A 17,476-nucleotide genomic window follows, 5' to 3' on the forward strand; every position below is an offset into this window, starting at 1 on the left:
CCGTGCGGCCCGTGCGGCCCGTGCGGGTTCGCTGTTCCGGCCGGGTTCGCGGACCCGGCCGGTCGGGGCCGGATCAGGCGGACAGCAGTCCGCGCACCATCAGCCGCTGCAGGTTCGCCAGCGCGCGCACCACCCACGGGGTCACGAACATCACCAGCAGCCCGGCCAGGCACACTCCGGCGATCTGCGGGGCGCTGCTCAGGTACACGGTGTGGCCGTTGTGGCTGTAGAGCTGCAGTCCGGGCATGTCGGCGTAGGTCGGGAAGACCCACTGCCACAGCGGGTAGGAGGCGTAACCGATACCGAAGGTCCACAGGAGCACCGTCGCGCTGAAGGAGAGCACGGCCATCGGCAGCATCAGCACGCTGTAGAGCATGGAGCGCCAGCCCGGGCCGTTCAGCAGCGCGGCGCTGAGCCGGGCCCCGATCCCCGGCCGGGCGGGCCGCAACGGCTCGGGTGCTGTCACCCTCAGGTCCAGCGTCGACGCCGCGCGGGCCCGTTCCATCGCGCCGAAGCCCCGGCAGGTCACGATCAGCACGGCCAGCACCGGCAGGCCCACGAAGGTCAGCACCGTGCCCACACCGGCCACGAACAGGGTCACCGCACAGCTGAAGGTGAGGATCCCGATCGGCAGGTTGAGCACCAGGTGCAGGGTCTCCCGCCAGGTCCTGGCGGAGAACGGGGCACTGAGGAAGTTGGGCTGACGCACCGGCAGCCGCTCGCCGCCGCCCGCGCGGCGGTCGCGAAGGTCGCGGTCGACCGGGAAGCCGTCGTAGTCGTACTCGCGGTCCGCCTGGCGGTCGTAGCCGGTGCCGGACGCGGTGCCGGACGGCGAGTCGCTGCCGGAGCCGTCCGCCCGGTGGTCCAGGTACCAGTTCCCCGACGTGCTGCTCATGATGTCCGTTCCCCTGTCCACGCAGTTCACCGCTTGGGTGGCCGTTCGGTGTCTCCGCCGGTCTGCTGCAAGCCTGCCGGGTGGCGCCGGGGAAGTCGCTGGTGCGGCTCGGTGTCCCGGGGTGGGGTTGTCCCCACCCCGGGGTCCCCCGCAGGGGCGTCCGGCTCAGTGGGAGTTCTTGCCCAGGCAGAGCAGGGTGTCGCCCTCGTTGCCGCCGGACTGCGTGTACGCCGCGACGGTGCCGGGCACGTTGTTGCAGTCGTCCGTGTTGGTGCTGCTCAGGGTCTTGAGCACCTTGTAGTCGGCGGTGGCGTCCTTGCAGTCGACGATGGAGACGTCGGGGCTGCTGTCCGTGCCCTTGTTGTGCACGCAGTCGCCGACAGACGCCGTGCTGGGGTTGCCGCTGGCGTAGTTGTAGACGACCACACCGCCCGCGATCAGCACGAGGACGCCGAGGCGTATCGCCAGTTTGCCCCCGAAGCCCTTCTTCTTGCTGGGCGCGGGCACCGGGGGCACAGGGTACTGAGCAGCGGGCTGCTGGCCTGGCTGCTGGTCCGACTGCTGGTTCGCGTAGCCGTCGATGCCGGGCGGAGGTGTGGTCATGGTGAGAGAAGTTCCTCGTGTCGATGGAGTGCTGGACAGTTGAGGAACTCTAGTGATACCGCGTCAGCTCTGGGGCCAGATGATCGAATAGTTGTGCGATGGATCTTGCATTGTGATCATCCGTCAGTGCGGGCCCGCCGCCTCCGTCCTGTTTGCCCCGCCTGCCCTGCTTCGGCGGGGCCGTCCCCGCTAGCCCCGGGTGCGGGTGCGCCAGGGCAGCTCGACGGTGACGACAGTCGGCCCACCGACCGGGCTTTCGACCACGAACACCCCGTCCACGGCCCGGATCCGCTCGGCGAGCCCGGCCAGCCCGCCTCCCGGGTTCTCCACCGCGCCGCCGTTGCCGTCGTCCCGGACCTGCAACATCAGCTTCTCGCCGGAGCGCCAGGCGTCGACCGTCGCGGTACGGGCGCCCGCGTGCTTGGAGATGTTGGTGAGCAGCTCGCTGACGGTGAAGTAGGCGATGCCCTCCACCGCCGAGTCCGGGCGCGAGGCCCGGTCCGAACCACCCGGCAGGTCCGCGTTCACCCGGACCCCGCCCGGGACGGTACAGCGGGTGGCGACCGACGACAGCGCGGCGTCCAGGCCGCGGTCGGTCAGCACCGCCGGGTGGATGCCCCGGGCCAGGTCGCGCAGCTCCTGCAGGGCGAGCTTCACCTCGCCGTGCGCGTCCGCGACCATCTTCGCCGCGGTCTCCGGGTCCTCGGTCAGCTTCTCCTTGGCCAGCCCCAGGTCCATGGCCAGCGCCACCAGCCGGGCCTGCGCGCCGTCGTGCAGATCGCGCTCGATCCGGCGCAGGTCGGCCGCGGCGGAGTCGACGACGGTGCCCCGGTCCTGCTCCAGCTCGCGGACCCGCACGGTCAGGGCGGCCGGGGAGAGCAGCGAGGTGGCGAGCGCCCGGTCCACCACCGACAGCCCCCGGGTGATCCACGGCAGCAGCGGCCAGAGCGTGACCAGGGCGACCAGGGTGACGGTGAAGGTGAGGATGCCCCACGGCAGCTTGATGAAGAGGTAGAGCGCGGTACGCCAGGCCAGCCCGTCGGAGAGCACCGCGAAGGTGCGCCGCATCGCGCCCTCCTTGCCGTCCGTCGCGCGGACCGGCAGCGGCTCGGGGATGTCCTCGTCCAGCAGTTTCCGGACCAGGGCGCGCTCCACCGCCCCGTAGCGCCGGATCGCGAACAGGCCGCCGGCGAGCACCCAGAAGCCGACGATGGTGACCACCAGCCCGGCGCCGAGCGTGAGCGCGGTGACCGTCAGTACGAATCCGGCGACGCTCAGGAACAGGTTCGTCAGCAGGAACGCGACCTCGCGCCACATGGTCCGGTTGAAGGCGGGGCGGCCCCGCGGTACCGCCCGGACCGGGGCCTCGGGCGCGACGATGCTGCTGCTGTCGTGTGGCATGGGGTCCATCCTCGGGTACACCGGTCAGGCGCAGGGGCCTGTTTTCCGCGAGATACAGCCTGTGGGAGCCGGCCTGCGGGACCCAGCCTGCCGCAGCGGGTCGTCCGGGGGCGATGGGGCGCATCGGCATCCCCGGAGGGGGGATAACCCCACCCGTAGTGGGATAGCGGCATCTCGCTTAGCGGGTACAGTTCACGCACCTCCCGTCCGTGGACCTAGACTCCCGTGCGTGTAGAACGTCATGGATACGTAAAGGCACTCATGTGCCTGAAGGGACCGGAGGCGACCGGGCATGGAGGGACAGGCGTCAGCGGCGTCCGCGCTGGCCGCGCAGATGCTGGGGCACGCGCAGGTCACGGCTGCCGTCGGCGCGTCCCAGCAGCCGGGATACTTCCGCGCCTACGCGGTGGTGGGGCTGCTCGCCGTGATCGGGGTGCTGTTCGTCGCGGTGTCTTTCGGGGCGAACCAGCTGCTCCGCCCGTACGCGCCGACGCCGGAGAAGCTGCTGGCGTACGAGTGCGGCGTGGACCCGGTCGGGGAGGGCTGGGCGCAGACCCAGATCCGCTACTACATCTATGCCTTCCTCTACGTGATCTTCGCGGTAGACGCCATCTACCTCTTCCCCTGGGCCACGGTCTTCGCCGCCCCGGGGTTCGGAGCGGGGACGCTCATCGAGATGTTCGTCTTCATCGGCTTCCTCGCCATCGGCCTGCTCTATGCCTGGAAGAAGGGCGTCCTGGAATGGACGTGACCCAGCACGCTCACACGCACGGCTCCGGTTCCGGCAACGGCTCCAGCCTCGGCGCCGGCCCGGTCGGGCTGGGCATGCCCGACCCGGCGCGGCCCGGCGGCAGCCTGGAGCCGCGTCGGCTCGGCCCGCTGGCCCGGCTGGCGCCGGACCCGGTCAAGGTGGTCCTGAACTGGGGCCGCCGGTACAGCCTGTGGTGCTTCAACTTCGGCCTGGCCTGCTGCGCGATCGAGTTCATCGCCGCGTCCATGGCCACCCATGACTTCATCCGGCTCGGCGTCATCCCGTTCGCCCCGGGTCCGCGCCAGGCCGACCTGATGATCGTCTCGGGGACGGTCACCGACAAGATGGCCCCCGCGATCAAGCGCCTGTACGAGCAGATGCCCGAGCCCAAGTACGTCATCTCCTTCGGCGCCTGCTCCAACTCCGGCGGGCCCTACTGGGACAGCTACTCCGTCACCAAGGGTGTCGACCAGATCATCCCGGTCGACGTCTACGTTCCCGGCTGCCCTCCCCGGCCCGAGGCCCTGCTGCAGGGGATCCTGAAGCTCCAGGAGAAGATCGCCGGGGAGTCGCTGGCCGCCCAGTACCCCGTCCAGCCCCGCACTCCGTCCGTGGCAGCCCTCACCCGTCCCCTGGTCAGCGGGGACGCCGCCGCTGCTCCTTCGGAAGGCGCCCACCCATGACCCCCGACCAGCCCCACCCCGCCGAGCCCGAGCAGCCGGCGACGGTCGATCCGGTTGCCGGGACGGCTGCCGCCATCGGGCCTTGGGCCACCGGCTCCAGCGCCTTCGACCTGCTCACGGTCGACGTCCCCGCGGAGCACTGGATCGAGGCGCTCACCGCCGCCCGCGACGCCCTGGGCCTCACCTTCTTCGACTGGCTCAGCGCCGTCGACGAGCTCGCGGACGGCTTCACGGTCGCCGTCCACCTCGCCGCCGTCGGTACCGCCGACCTCCGCCACCTCCTGCTGCGTACCCGGATCCCGCGCGACGCCGCCGCACTGCCGACCGCGACCGGCCTCTACGCCGGCGCCGGCTGGCACGAGCGCGAGACGCACGAGATGTTCGGCATCGACTTCCCCGGCCACCCCCATCTGATCACCCTGCTGCTGCCGGACGGCTTCGAGGGGCATCCGCTCCGCAAGGAGTTCGTCCTGGCCGCGCGGGTGGCCAAGGCCTGGCCGGGCGCGAAGGAGCCGGGGGAGAGCGACCACACCGTGGGTGAGGGCGCCCCCACCGCGGCGCGCCGCCGCATGCTGCCGCCGGGGGTGCCGGACCCCAACGAGTGGGGCCCGCTCGCGGGCACGCTCCCGCCCGTTGCCGAGCGCCCCGCCCGCACCCCCCGCGCGGCGGGAGCGGCAGCCAGGGGTGCGGCCGCGGGTACGACCACCGCGGGCACGACCACCGCAGGTGCGGCGGCTGGGGGTGCTGCGGCCGACCGTCCGATCCGGGCGGACCGACCGCGCCGCACCCGCAGCGTCGGCGAAGGCTCCACCAGCCAGGCCCCGACAGCCGCCAGCACCCCCGAAGCGCCCTGGCACCAGCCCGCGACCCCAGCCGCCCCCGAGTCGGCTCCCACCACCCCCCCGCAGCCTGAGCAGCCGCAGGCCGCGCCCGAGCCGCAGCCCACGTCCGAGCAGCCGCAGGCCGTGCCCACACCCGAGCAGCCGCAGCCCGCGTCCGACGCCGACGCCCCGGCGCCGATCGAGGCCCTGGCCGAGCCGCAGCCGAACTCCGAGCCGCAGGCCGCGCCCGCGCCCGGGCAGCCGCAGGCCGCGCCTCCGCAGGCCGCGCCCGCGTCTGAGCAGCCTGCGCCCGAGCAGCCGCGGCCCGCGCCCGAGCAGCCGCAGGCCTCGCCGACGACAGGAGACGACGCATGATCACCGCGCTTGAAGCGCTGCTGCGGTGCGTCGCGGCGCTGGTCGTCTTCCTGACGTTTCCGCTGATCATCGGTCAGACCGAGCACAAGGCCATGGCTCATATGCAGGGCCGCCTCGGTCCCATGTACGCCGGTGGGTTCCACGGCTGGGCGCAGCTCGTCGCGGACGGGGTGAAGTTCGCGCAGAAGGAGGACGTGGTGCCGGCCGGCGCGGACCGGCGGATCTTCCAGCTGGCGCCCGCCGTCGCGCTGCTCCCGTACCTCCTGGTGCTGATCGTCATCCCGGTCGGTCCGGGTGGTTTCGTCGGGCAGACCCTCGACGCCGGGCTGTTCTTCGTGCTCGCAGTGATGGGCATCGGCGTGCTCGGCTCGCTCATGGCGGGCTGGGCCTCGGCCAACAAGTTCTCCCTGCTGGGCGGAATCCGTACCGCCGCCCAGCTGATGGCGTACGAGCTGCCGATGCTGCTCGCCGCCGCCTCCGTGGCGATGGCTGCCGGGACCGTGTCGCTGACCGGGATCCTCGGGGCCTTCCACTGGTGGTGGGTGCCGTGGCAGATCGTCGGCGGGTTCGTGTTCTTCACGGCCGGGCTGGCCGAGCTGCAACGCCCGCCGTTCGACATGCCGGTGGCCGACTCCGAGATCATCTTCGGCGCCTACACCGAGTACACCGGCCTGCGCTTCGCGTTCTTCCTGCTCTCCGAGTACGCGGGCATCCTCGTGCTCTGCGCGCTCACCTCCGTCCTCTTCCTCGGCGGCTGGCACGGCCCCTTCGCGGCGGGCCTGGGCTGGCTGTGGACCCTGCTGAAGACCTTCGTCCTCGCCTTCGTGGTGATCTGGGTCCGGGTCACCTACCCCCGGCTGCGCGAGGACCAGCTGATGCGCTTCGCCTGGACCGTCCTGATCCCGCTGTCCCTCGCCCAGCTCGCCCTCACCGGCATCGTCAAGGTGGTGATCTCCTAAATGCCCGCTCTTCCTGGTCGAGGCCTGGCCAAGGGCCTCGCCGTCACCCTGCGGACGATGACCCGGCGCACGGTCACCCAGCAGTACCCGGACGCCCAGCCGGAGCTGCCGCCGCGTTCCCGCGGCGTCATCGCACTGCTGGAGGAGAACTGCACGGTCTGCATGCTCTGCGCCCGTGAGTGCCCGGACTGGTGCATCTACATCGACTCCCACAAGGAGACGCTGCCCGCCGTCGAGCCCAACGCGCGCGCCCGCACCCGCAACGTGCTGGACCGCTTCGCGATCGACTTCTCGCTCTGCATGTACTGCGGTATCTGCATCGAGGTGTGCCCCTTCGACGCGCTGTTCTGGTCGCCCGAGTTCGAGTACGCGGAGACCGACATCCTCGACCTCACCCACGAGCGGGACCGGCTCCGCGACTGGATGTGGACCGTCCCGCCGCCGCCGGCGCTGGATCCGGGCGCCGAGGACCCCAAGGAGATCGCCGCCGCCCAGAAGGGCGCCGCCAAACTCGCCGCGGCCCAGGCAGCCGAGGCAGCTGAGTCAGCCCAGGCGGCCCAGACGGCACAGCCGACCGGAGAGGAGCCCGCGTCGTGACCGCCGCCGCCCTCCTCGCCGTCCCGCCGCTCTCCTCGGCGGGACACTCCTTCCTCTCGCCCTCCGGCGCCGAGATCGTCTTCGTCCTGGTCGGCCTAGCCGTCCTCGGCGCGGCCCTGCTCACCGTCACCACCCGGCAGCTGGTCCACGCCGCGCTCTGGCTGGTGGTCGCGCTGGGCGGCCTCGCCATCGAGTACCTGCTGCTCACGGCCGAGTTCATCGCCTGGGTGCAGGTGCTGATCTACCTCGGCTCGGTCGTGGTCCTGGTGCTCTTCGGGCTGATGCTCACCAAGGCCCCCATCGGGGTGTCTCCCGACGCCGACTCCGGGAACCGGTGGATCGCCCTCGCTGTGGCGGTGGCAGCCGCCGGGACCCTGGTCACCCTGGTCGTCGACGCTTTCAGGACCACCTGGATGAGCCTCGACGCCGGCAACGGCAGCACCGCGGCCAACGGCACCAGCCTCTTCCGCTACTGGGTGCTCCCCTTCGAGGCGCTGTCCGTGCTGCTGCTGGCCGCCCTCGTCGGAGCCGTCATCATCTCGCGCCGTCACCGAGAGGAGAGCTGACCCGGATGCATCTCGCCTATCCCGCCGTCCTCGCGGCCCTGCTGTTCTGCGTCGGCCTCTACGGGGTGCTCGCCCGCCGGAACGCGATCCTGGTGCTGATGTCCGTCGAGCTGATGCTCAACGCCGTCAACCTCAACCTGGTGGCCTTCGACGTCTGGCTGCGCGACGCCCTGCACGGCGGCCAGGCGCTCACCCTCTTCACCATCACCATCGCCGCCGCCGAGATCGGCCTCGGCCTGGCCATCGTCCTCATGGTCTTCCGCACCCAGGGCACGGCCGACATCGACCGACTGCGCGCGCTCTCCGACCAGCCCGGCAGCCCCGGCGCCGAAGGCGGCGACACCGGTCTCGACGGCAGCGGTTCCGACAGCAGCGGTCCCGACGGCGGCGCCGGTACCGCCCCCGGTGCCGACAGTCCGTCCGGTCCGTCCCGTCCCGCATCCGCCGATTCCCAGGGGAAGGCCACCGTCGCATGACCCTCGCCCTGGCGGTGCTCGTCCCGCTGCTCCCCTTCCTGGGCGCCTTCGCCGGACTCGCAGCAGGCCGCCGCGCCCCCGGCCTGGTCCGCCCGCTCGCGGTGCTGCCCACCCTCGCCTCGGCGGGGCTGGCCATCGCGGTGGTCTGCAGCCTCGGCACCGGACGTCACCTCGACGCGGCCACCCGGCTGACGCCGACCGGCAGCGTCCCCATCGACCTGGCGCTGCACCTCGACGGCTTCGCCACGCTGCTCGCCGTGCTGGTCGGCGTGGTCGCGGCCTGCGTGCAGATCTACTCCACCTCGTATCTCCGCGACGACCCGCGGTACCCCTCCTACGCCGCGCTGGTCTCGCTGTTCACCTCGGCGATGCTGCTGGTCCTCTACTCGGGCGACCTGATCGTGCTGCTGGTCGGCTGGGAGGTGATGGGCATCTGCTCGTACTTCCTGGTCGGCCACCACTGGGAGAAGGACGACGCCCGCTCCGCCTCGCTCAAGGCCTTCCTGGTCACCAAGCTCGGCGACGTCCCCTTCCTGTTCGGGATCTTCCTGCTCGGCGCCGACGCCGGCACCTTCCGGATCAGCGGCGTGCTGAGCGCCGCCGCCGGCGGGCAACTGCACCACCCCACGCTGATCGCACTGCTGCTGCTCTGCGGCGTCGCCGGCAAGTCCGCGCAGTTCCCGCTGCACACCTGGCTGCCGGACGCGATGGCCGGCCCCACCCCGGTGTCCGCGCTGATCCACGCCGCGACCATGGTCGCCGCCGGCATCTACCTGGTGGCCCGGCTGCTCCCGGTCTTCCTGCTCTCCTCGGCCGCCCTGGTCGTCCTCGGCGTGATGGCCGCCGTCACCATGGTCGGATCCGCGCTCTGCGCCCTGGCCCAGGACGACATCAAGCGCGTCCTCGCCTACTCCACCGTCGGCCAGCTCGGCTACATGGCCGGGGCCCTCGCCACCGGCGACCGTGACGCCGCCGTCTTCCACCTGCTCACCCACGGCGCGTTCAAGGCGCTGCTGTTCCTGGCCGCGGGTGTCGTCATCCACGCCACACACACCAACTCGCTCACCGCCATGTCCAGGATGGGCGACCTGCGGCGCCGGGTGCCGGACGCGTACTGGACGATGACCGTCGGTCTGCTCGCTCTGGCCGGGATCCCGCCCTTCGCCGGGTTCTTCAGCAAGGACTCGGTGCTCACCGCCGCCGAGCACGCCGCGAACGGCGACGCCCTCACCGGCGGTCTCGGCCCCGCCGGTGCCGTCCCCAGCGCCGTCGGCTGGCTGGTCCTGGTGGCCGGGCTGCTCACCGCGCTGCTCACCGCCATGTACGCCACCCGGCTGTGGCTGCTCGCCTTCCGCGCCCCGCTGGCGGCCGGCAGCGCCGCGCCGGCACATGCCACGGACGAGCCGCCCGCCATGCGCTGGCCGTTGTGGCTGCTCGCCATCCCCGCCGTCGCCCTCGGCCTGGTCGGTCTGCGCACCTCCTGGCTGCCTTCCTTCCTCGACGGGACCTCGCTCACGCCCTCCGGCACCACCGCGATCCTCGGTACCGGCACCGCCCTGGCCGGTGTGCTGATCTCCTACGCCGCCTGGCGGCGCGCCACCGCGCTGGTCCACGACGCGGCGACCGCCGCACCGGCCCTCGCGGCCCATGAGCTCGACGAGTCGACCCGGCCGGTCGGCACCCTCGCCGAGCCCGCGCAGATCAGCGCCGACCTCGCCACCGTCCCCGGCCGCACGCTGGACCAGGCCCTCGCGGATGCCGACGCCGCCGCTCGCACCGCCACCGCCGCCCACGCGCCGGACCCGGCCCGGCTGCTCCTCGGCCCGCTGCTCGGCCCGGCCGGCCACGGCTTCGGCCTGGACCGCCTCTACTACGCCGTGTTCGTCCGCCCCGTGCTGGCGGCGGCGAGCCTGGTCCGGTTCCTCGACCGTGAGGTCATCGAGACCTACCTGGCCGGGGCCACCGGGGCACCGCGGCTGCTGGGCGCGGCGGTCCGCCGGGCCCAGAACGGCAACGCCCAGACCTATCTGAGCGCTCTGCTCGCGGGTGCCGTCGTGCTCGCCGTCGTGGTGGCGGTGGCCCAGTGACCACCACTCAGCCGACGCCCCCTCACCGTTCGCGCAGATTGGCAGCCGCCGGATGAACGCCGTCCTGATCGCCCTGCTCCTGCTGCCGCTGCTCGGCTCGGCGGCCACCCTGGTCCCGGCCCTCTTCGGCGCCGACGAGCACACCGCCGGGCGCCGTGCTCTCGGCTTCGGTGCCGTGGTCAGCGGCGCGGCGCTGATCCTGGCAGTCGTGCTCGCGGCCGGCTTCGACCGCGGCCACTCGGCCCGGATGCAGGCCGTCACCGACGTGGCGTGGATCCCCGCGCTCGGGGTGCGGCTGCACCTCGGCGTGGACGGGATCTCGCTTCCGTTGCTGGTACTCACCGCACTGCTCACCTTTCTCTGTGCGCTCTACTCGCTGCGCCGCCTTCCGGACGGCCCGGGCACGCCCAGCCCGCGTGCCTACACCGGCCTGCTGCTGCTGCTGGAGACCGGCATGCTGGGCACCTTCGCGGTGCTCGACCTGCTGCTGTTCTTCCTGGCGTTCGAGGTCGTGCTGGTCCCGATGTACTTCCTGATCGCCCGCTGGGGCGGCGCCAACCGGGGCCCGGCGGCCACCCGCTTCATCCTCTACACGCTGCTCGGCTCGGCGGTCATGCTGCTGGGCTTCCTGCTGCTCGGCCTCAAGGCCGGCACCTTCGACATGACCGTCCTCGCGCAGCGGCACGGCAACGGACTCTCACACACCACCCAGATCCTGGTGGTCCTCGCCATCGGCCTCGGACTCGCCGTCAAGGCGCCGATGTGGCCCTTCCACAGCTGGCTGCCGGACGCCCACACTGCGGCGCCGACCACCGGATCCGTGCTGCTGGCCGGCGTCCTGCTGAAGATGGGGACCTACGGGTTCGTCCGGGTGCTGCTCCCGTCGGCCCCTCAGGGCATGACCACGCTCGCGCCGTACCTGGCCGCCTTCGCGGTGGTCGGCATCCTCTACGGATCCCTTGCCTGCCTCGCCCTGGTGCGGCCCGGAGCCAAGGGCGACCTCAAGCGTCTGATCGCCTACTCCTCCGTCGGGCACATGGGCTTCGTCCTGCTCGGCATCGCCACGCTCACGCCCACCGGGGTCAACGGGGCGTTGTTTGCCAACGTCGCCCACGGCCTGATCACCGGCCTGCTCTTCTTCCTGGTCGGCGCGGTCAAGGACCGCTACGGCACGGCCGATCTGGACCGTCTCACCGCCACCACCGGCGGCACCGGCGCAGCCCTGTACGGGCGCGCGCCCCGGCTCGGCGGTCTGCTCGCCTTCGCCGCCGTCGCCAGCCTCGGCCTGCCCGGCCTGGCCGGGTTCTGGGGAGAACTCCTCGCCATGTTCGGCTCCTTCCAGCCCGCGGCGGGACTCTCCCGCCCCGCGTTCCTGGTCTTCATGGCCCTGGCCGGCCTCGGCACCCTGCTCACGGCCGGCTACCTGCTCAGCGTCGTCCGCCGGGTCTGCATGGGCGACCCCGCCGGAACCCCGGCGCCGGTCGGCGCCACCCCCGCCCTCCGTCCTTCCTTCGCGGACGTCCAGAGCTACGAAGTCGCCGCCTGGACCCCGCTCGTCGCCCTCACCCTGATCACCGGGCTCTGGCCGGCCGTGCTCCTCGGCCTCAGCAACCCGGCGGTCACGGCACTCCTTGGAGGCAGCTGAGCCATGGTCACCCTCGCTGTCGCCCAGTCAGGCTCGCTGATCCAGTCCATCGACTGGCAGGCCGTCGCCCCTCCGCTGATCACCGCCGCGGTCGCCCTCGGCGTCCTGGTCGCCGACCTCTTCATGCCGGCCCGGCGCAAGCCGCTGCTCGGCTGGATCTCCGTCGCGGGCCTGGCCGCGGCCCTGCTCTCGCTCGTCCCGCTGCGGGACGGTACCCACGCCACCTTCTGCCTCAGATCGCTCACGACGGTAGCGGGCGCCACTGACAACGTCCCCTGCTCCTATGTCGCCGACCACTTCGCGCTGGTCTTCCAACTGCTGGTGCTCGGCGGGGCGCTGCTGGTCGCCCTGCTCTCGCTGCACAGCGTCGAGGAGAGCCGGCTCCCCGTCGGCGAGTTCTGGTTCCTGCTGCTCAGCTCCGCCGCCGGCGCCGCGCTGCTGCCCGCCGCCCGGGATCTGGCCACCCTGGTGGTGGCCCTCGAAGTCGTCTCGCTCCCGGCGTTCGCACTGGTCGGCCTGCGTCGTGACGGCCGGGGCGGCGAGGCCGCGCTGAAGTTCTTCCTGTCCTCCGTCACCGCGACCGCGGTGATGCTGCTCGGCGTCAGTTTCGCCTACGCGGCCACCGGCAGCCTCTACCTCAGCCAGATCGCTGCGGCGCTGCCCCGGGTCCCGGCGCAGCTCAGCACCCTCGCCATGGTCGGCGCGGTGCTCACGCTGGTCGGCTTCGCCTTCAAGACCGCCGTCGTGCCCTTCCACTTCTGGGTCCCGGACACCTACACCGGTGCGCCCGTCGCCGTCGCCGCGTACCTGTCCGTCGTGAGCAAGGCTGCCGGACTTTCCGGCCTCGCGCTGGTCGCAGTGGTCGGTTTTCACTCCTATGGGCGAACCTGGGGTCTGGCCCTCGCCGTGCTGGCCGCGCTGACCATGACCATCGGCAACACCGGCGCCCTGCGTCAGCGCCCCGCCGCGCCCGACAGCGCGGTGCGGCTGCTGGCCTGGTCGTCCATCGCCCAGGCCGGCTACCTGCTGGTGCCGATCGCCGCCGCCGGCTACGAGACCGCCGCGACGGTCCGTGACCCGCTCGGCGCGACCGTGGCCTACGGCCTGATCTACGGGCTCGTCAACATCGGCGCGTTCGCCGTGGTCGCCCTGGTCGCCCGTCGGATCGACGCCTACCGGGGCCTGTTCGCCACCCGCCCGGCCGCCGCGCTGGCGATGGCCTTCTTCCTGCTCTGCCTGGCCGGACTGCCGCCGGGCGTGATCGGCCTGTTCGGCAAGATCGTGGTGTTCCGGGCCGCCGTCGACGCCGGCCTGGGCTGGCTCGCGGTGCTGATGGCGGTGAACGTCGTGGTGGCGCTCTACTACTACCTGTCCTGGACGGCCACGCTGTTCCAGTCCGCCACCGAGCCCGACGCCGTGCCCACCGCAGGGGGTGGAGGCACCGCCCGCCCCCGACGGATCCCGCTGCCGCTCGCGCTCTGCCTGGGTCTGGCCGCGGTGATCGGCGTGGTCCTCTCGGTCGCGCCCCAGCTCGTGCTCCAGGTCGCCTCCGGGTCCCTGTTCGGCTGACCGCCCCGACCCCGTCCCGGCGACCGCCCCGGCCGCGGCACGGCCCCGCCATGGCCACGGTCCCGCCCCGGCCCCGGCCGCGTCACGGCCACCCGGCCCAAGGCCCGGGTCCGGTCCGTCCGGGCCGTCAGGTCCGTTCTGGCCGGAGGCCGACCGGCTGTGACGTGGTGCGGCCGCCCGCTTGCGTACCCCCGCCCAGCAGGGCACAAGGGAACCAGGGCGTCCGCCCCAGCCGTTGAACCCGACGAGTGGACAGAGTGGACTCACTGGGCTGTAAGAGAAGACGCCCCTCATCGCACGTCTTGGAGGGCTCCCGTGCACCGCCAGCACAACGGTCTCAAGACCGCCGTACTTCTCGGCGGACTCTCCGCGCTGATCGTTCTGATCGGCAGCTTCTGGGGTCGCACGGGGTTGCTGATCGGTCTGCTGGTGGCGCTGGGGACCAACGGCTTCGCGTACTGGAACAGCGACAAGCTGGCCCTGCGGGCGATGCGGGCCCGCCCGGTGAGCGAGTTCGAAGCCCCCTGCCTCTACCGCATCGTCCGCGAGCTCTCCACCTCCGCCCGCCAGCCCATGCCGCGCCTGTACATCTCCCCGACTGAGGCCCCGAACGCCTTCGCCACCGGCCGCAACCCCCGCAACGCGGCGGTCTGCTGCACCCAGGGCATCCTCGGCATCCTGGACGAGCGCGAGCTGCGCGGCGTCCTCGGCCACGAACTGTCGCACGTCTACAACCGGGACATTCTGATCTCCTCGGTCGCCGGAGCACTGGCCTCGGTGGTGATGTTCCTGGTCAACTTCGCCTGGCTGATCCCCTTCGGCCGGGACGACGAGGACGGTCCCGGGCTGACCGGGATACTGCTGCTGATGCTGCTCGGCCCGATCGCCGCGAGCATGATCCAGCTCGCCGTCAGCCGGTCCAGGGAGTTCCAGGCGGACGCGTCCGGAGCCCACCTCACCGGGGACCCGCAGGCGCTCGCCGACGCGCTGCGCAAGCTGGAGGCCGGCGCGCAGCGGCTTCCGCTCCCGCCGGAACCGCAGTTGCAGACGGCCAGCCATCTCATGATCGTCAGCCCGTTCCGGCCGGGCGAGGCGGGCGCCAGGATGTTCTCCACCCACCCGCCGATGGCCGAGCGCATCGCCCGACTGGAGCAGATGGCGGGCCACCGCGACGGACGGTGACGGTGCTCTTCGGGTCGCACCTCAGGGTTGTCTCCAGGGTTCTCTCCGGGTCGGCCGACGACCTGCGGGCGATGCCCGATCGCGTCCCGGCTGCTTCAATGGGGATCACGTAGCGTCACACCTGGGAGGCGACGGCCGTGAAACCGCTGAACCTGGTCCTGAACGTGCTGTGGCTGATCCTCTGCGGCTTCTGGATGGCGATCGGCTACGCCATCGCTGGGATCATCTGTTGCGTTTTGATTATCACCATCCCGTTTGGCATTGCAGCCTTGCGCATTGCTGCCTACGTGCTGTGGCCGTTCGGACGTACCACCAGGGAACGCGACGACGCTGGGGCCGCGTCCTGCGTGGGGAACGTCATCTGGCTGGTCGTCGCCGGCTGGTGGCTGGCCCTGGGACACCTGCTCACCAGCATCGCCCTCGCGGTGACCATCATCGGGATCCCGTTCGCCTGGGCGAACCTCAAGATGATCCCCGTCTCCCTCATGCCGCTCGGCCGTGAGATCGTCCCCACAGACCAACCCTTCGGCGCCCGCTGAACGAGGCGGCCCGCGGTCCCAGCGCCACCGACAGCGCCATCGGCGCCAGGGCCAGGCAGACCGGCGTGTAGGCGAAGAGGTTCAGCCAGTAGAAGGGGGTCTGCGGATCGCTCCCCAGACCGGTGATCCACACCAGCCCGGCCGCCCCGCGCAGGCTCAGTCCGATTCCCACGGCCAGGCTGCCCAGGGCGGCGGCGCGTCCGCCCCGGCCCTGCGCCCGGGCCAGCAGCAGCGCCGATCCGGTCAACAGCATTCCGACGATCGGCAGCAGCACCGGCGGTGTCCAGTTCACCTCCGCGTTCAGCACCGCGTGGGACAGCGCGTCCAGCGAGGTGGCGGGCCAGATCGCCCCGGTCGTCCAGTAGAGGTGGATCGCCGCGTCCACGGTCAGTACCGTGGCGACGGTCAGTGCCTTGGTGCGATTCCTCATCGGTTCCTCCGTCAGTGGCTGTCGAGTACCCGACTGTCGGGTGGCTCTGCCGGGAAGAGGCGGCCGACCGCCCGGACGTTCCCCGGAGAATCCGTGGAAATCCGAGGGAACCTCTGCGGATCCGCGCTCCTCCTGTAGGTGTGGAACCGACACCGGCGTGCCCCGGCACCGCTCACACCACCGAACCGGGAGGCGGTCATGCCCGATGACGACCTCGCCGTTCTGGTGCGCAGCGCCCAGGGCGGCGACACCATGGCGATGAGCGAGCTGCTCGCCCGGCTCACCCCCTACGCGGCGCGGGTCTGCGGCCCGATCGCCCTCGCCGACGGGCCGGACGCGACCCAGGAGACCCTGATCGCGGTCTTCCGTAACCTGCGTTCGCTCAAGGACCCGGCGGCCTGCCACGGCTGGGTCCGGGCCATCGCCGTCCGCGAGTCGGTACGGCTGGCCAGGCGTTCGGCACGCAGCATCCCGGTCGACCGGCTCGACCACATCCCCTCCCGCGGAGACATCGAGCAGGCAACGGACGTGTCCGACGTGCTGGCCCGGCTGACCCCGGAGCACCGGGCGGTGATCGTGCTGCGCGATGTCGAGGGCCTGGACGAGGCCCAGGCCGCCGAGCTCCTCGCGCTCCCCGTGGGCACCGTCAAGTCCCGGCTGCACCGGGCCCGCGACAACTTCCGAAAGGCGTGGGGCGTATGACGCCGAATTGGCCGGTGCCCGGTCTCGACCCGGTGCGTCGACTGCGGGTGCTCGCCGCCGGGATCTCCGGTGCGGCGCTCGCCGAGCGGGTCATCCCGCTGCCGTTCGACCGGCTCTGGGGGATCGTCAGCGACCTGGAGCACGAACTGGGCACCTTCGAGGTCGACATGCGGGACATCACCCTGCGCGAGGTCGACGGCAGGCTCGAAGCCCATGCCCGGGGACGCCTGGGCTTCCGGGCGCGGTTCGACGTCCAGCTGGAGCCCGGCTGGTGCTGGATGCAGAGCCGGTTCCTGATGATCGGCATCGCCGCGGTGCCGGTCCCGAACGGCACGCTGGTCGCCGCGACCGGCGGCTTCCGGCTCCCCGGGCGGGCCGCGCTGTTCCCGATCGGCGTCCGCCGGGCCAACGCCCACGCCCTGGCCCGCCTCGCCCGCCGCGCCGCCCAGCCGTGACCCACCGCCCGGCGGTCGCCCGCCTCCGGCCGTGACCGACGGACCGCCGTGCCGTGCCGGGCGGCGGAGGCTCGGTCGCCCGGCGGTCGCCCGTCGCAGCCGGACCGTCGATCCGGGCGAAGGCCCGGCTGCCGGTCCGGCTACCGGTCCGGCTCCCCGTTCGACGGCGGGTCCGACGGGGAGCCGGGCTGCGGATCGGCGTCCTGGTCCTGGTCCCGGAGGTCGGCGAGGGCCTGGTTCAGCCACTCGATCCAGAACGCCTCCATGCCGATCCCGGCGCGCAGCACCGCATGCTGCAGCCGGTTCTCGGTCTCCGCCGCCTCCGGCGGGAAGTCGCGCTGTTCGATCGCCAGGTAGTCCGCCAACTGCCGCTCGTGCAGCGCCAGGTGACGGCGCAGCTCGGCGTCGAGACCGGCAGGCCCGACCACCGCCGCCGCGCGCAGCCGCAGCAGCAGCGGCTCGCGGATCGCCTTGGGCTCCTGGCGTTCCGCCACCCAGCCGACCAGCGCCGCGCGGCCGGCCGGCAGCACCTCGTACTCCTTGCGCTGCCCCCGGCTGGGTGGCTGGGGCAGCGGGTGAATCAGCCCGCTCTGCTCCAGCCGCCCCAGCTCCCGGTAGATCTGCTGGTGTGTCGCGGGCCAGAAGAAGCCGATCGACTTGTCGAACCGCCGCGTCAGCTCCAGCCCCGAGGAGGGCTTCTCCAGCAGGGCGGTGAGGATGGCGTGCGGCAGCGACATGGG

Annotated in this window: 19 protein-coding genes; 14 read left to right on the forward strand and 5 right to left on the reverse strand. The window is 72.2% G+C overall.

Annotated elements, in window-relative coordinates; translation table 11 throughout:
- Positions 1-73: 73 nt before the first annotated feature.
- From ABH925_RS15805 to ABH925_RS15815, 3 genes are all read right to left on the reverse strand, one after another.
- Positions 74-895 (reverse strand): sensor domain-containing protein, encoded by an 822-nt coding sequence (locus ABH925_RS15805; protein ID WP_370148357.1) that lies wholly within the window; start codon positions 893-895, stop codon positions 74-76.
- A 165-nt stretch (positions 896-1,060) separates the two neighbouring features.
- The gene (locus ABH925_RS15810) at positions 1,061-1,498 is read right to left on the reverse strand and encodes a hypothetical protein (protein WP_370148359.1); all 438 of its coding nucleotides are present in this window, start codon (positions 1,496-1,498) and stop codon (positions 1,061-1,063) included.
- Between the two features lie 189 nt (positions 1,499-1,687).
- Complete coding sequence (locus tag ABH925_RS15815) at positions 1,688-2,899, reverse strand: sensor histidine kinase (RefSeq protein ID WP_370148361.1); 1,212 nt, start codon at positions 2,897-2,899, stop codon at positions 1,688-1,690.
- Between the two features lie 334 nt (positions 2,900-3,233).
- Here ABH925_RS15815 and ABH925_RS15820 point away from each other — a divergent pair, with 334 nt between their 5' ends.
- From ABH925_RS15820 to ABH925_RS15875, 12 genes are all read left to right on the forward strand, one after another.
- Positions 3,234-3,650 carry an NADH-quinone oxidoreductase subunit A gene (locus ABH925_RS15820; protein WP_370148618.1) on the forward strand — a complete coding sequence of 139 codons (417 nt, stop codon included), beginning with the start codon at positions 3,234-3,236 and terminating at the stop codon, positions 3,648-3,650.
- Positions 3,641-4,333: an NADH-quinone oxidoreductase subunit B gene (locus ABH925_RS15825; RefSeq protein WP_370148363.1), complete on the forward strand. Its 693-nt coding sequence runs from the start codon at positions 3,641-3,643 to the stop codon at positions 4,331-4,333. The genes ABH925_RS15820 and ABH925_RS15825 overlap by 10 nt, the downstream gene beginning before the upstream one ends.
- On the forward strand, positions 4,330-5,529 hold the full coding sequence (locus tag ABH925_RS15830; RefSeq protein WP_370148365.1) for an NADH-quinone oxidoreductase subunit C: 1,200 nt from the start codon (positions 4,330-4,332) through the stop codon (positions 5,527-5,529). Before ABH925_RS15825 ends, ABH925_RS15830 begins: the two co-directional genes overlap by 4 nt.
- Positions 5,526-6,488: an NADH-quinone oxidoreductase subunit H gene (locus ABH925_RS15835; RefSeq protein ID WP_370148367.1), complete on the forward strand. Its 963-nt coding sequence runs from the start codon at positions 5,526-5,528 to the stop codon at positions 6,486-6,488. Before ABH925_RS15830 ends, ABH925_RS15835 begins: the two co-directional genes overlap by 4 nt.
- Positions 6,489-7,085, forward strand: a complete 597-nt coding sequence (locus ABH925_RS15840; protein WP_370148368.1) for an NADH-quinone oxidoreductase subunit I — start codon at positions 6,489-6,491, stop codon at positions 7,083-7,085.
- Positions 7,082-7,651 (forward strand): NADH-quinone oxidoreductase subunit J, encoded by a 570-nt coding sequence (locus ABH925_RS15845; protein ID WP_370148369.1) that lies wholly within the window; start codon positions 7,082-7,084, stop codon positions 7,649-7,651. Before ABH925_RS15840 ends, ABH925_RS15845 begins: the two co-directional genes overlap by 4 nt.
- A gap of 5 nt (positions 7,652-7,656) precedes the next feature.
- Entirely contained in the window at positions 7,657-8,127 is a 471-nt protein-coding gene (nuoK, locus tag ABH925_RS15850; RefSeq protein WP_370148371.1) for an NADH-quinone oxidoreductase subunit NuoK, read from the forward strand.
- Positions 8,124-10,214, forward strand: coding sequence for an NADH-quinone oxidoreductase subunit L (locus ABH925_RS15855; protein ID WP_370148372.1), 2,091 nt, complete (start codon positions 8,124-8,126; stop codon positions 10,212-10,214). The genes nuoK and ABH925_RS15855 overlap by 4 nt, the downstream gene beginning before the upstream one ends.
- A gap of 52 nt (positions 10,215-10,266) precedes the next feature.
- A complete protein-coding gene (locus ABH925_RS15860; protein WP_370148374.1) occupies positions 10,267-11,859 on the forward strand; it encodes a NuoM family protein in 1,593 nt (530 codons plus the stop codon).
- Between the two features lie 3 nt (positions 11,860-11,862).
- On the forward strand, positions 11,863-13,428 hold the full coding sequence (locus ABH925_RS15865) for an NADH-quinone oxidoreductase subunit N (RefSeq protein ID WP_370148375.1): 1,566 nt from the start codon (positions 11,863-11,865) through the stop codon (positions 13,426-13,428).
- Positions 13,429-13,743: 315 nt separating this feature from the next.
- Positions 13,744-14,610, forward strand: coding sequence for a zinc metalloprotease HtpX (gene htpX / locus ABH925_RS15870; protein WP_370148376.1), 867 nt, complete (start codon positions 13,744-13,746; stop codon positions 14,608-14,610).
- A 137-nt stretch (positions 14,611-14,747) separates the two neighbouring features.
- Entirely contained in the window at positions 14,748-15,149 is a 402-nt protein-coding gene (locus ABH925_RS15875; protein WP_370148378.1) for a YccF domain-containing protein, read from the forward strand.
- Here ABH925_RS15875 and ABH925_RS15880 read toward each other — a convergent pair.
- A complete protein-coding gene (locus ABH925_RS15880; RefSeq protein WP_370148380.1) occupies positions 15,094-15,579 on the reverse strand; it encodes a DUF3995 domain-containing protein in 486 nt (161 codons plus the stop codon). The genes ABH925_RS15875 and ABH925_RS15880 overlap by 56 nt on opposite strands.
- Positions 15,580-15,777: 198 nt before the next feature.
- Between ABH925_RS15880 and ABH925_RS15885 the strand changes: the two genes are divergently transcribed.
- Together ABH925_RS15885 and ABH925_RS15890 are read left to right on the forward strand one after the other, a co-directional pair.
- Positions 15,778-16,281 (forward strand): RNA polymerase sigma factor, encoded by a 504-nt coding sequence (locus ABH925_RS15885; protein ID WP_370148382.1) that lies wholly within the window; start codon positions 15,778-15,780, stop codon positions 16,279-16,281.
- The gene (locus ABH925_RS15890) at positions 16,278-16,736 is read left to right on the forward strand and encodes a hypothetical protein (RefSeq protein ID WP_370148384.1); all 459 of its coding nucleotides are present in this window, start codon (positions 16,278-16,280) and stop codon (positions 16,734-16,736) included. The genes ABH925_RS15885 and ABH925_RS15890 overlap by 4 nt, the downstream gene beginning before the upstream one ends.
- A gap of 140 nt (positions 16,737-16,876) precedes the next feature.
- On the opposite strand, the gene ABH925_RS15895 is transcribed toward ABH925_RS15890, so the two are convergent.
- Positions 16,877-17,473, reverse strand: a complete 597-nt coding sequence (locus ABH925_RS15895) for a PadR family transcriptional regulator (RefSeq protein ID WP_370148386.1) — start codon at positions 17,471-17,473, stop codon at positions 16,877-16,879.
- Between the last annotated feature and the right edge of the window lie 3 nt (positions 17,474-17,476).

The organism is Streptacidiphilus sp. EB129 (genome assembly GCF_041262645.1).
Lineage (GTDB): Bacteria > Actinomycetota > Actinomycetes > Streptomycetales > Streptomycetaceae > Streptacidiphilus.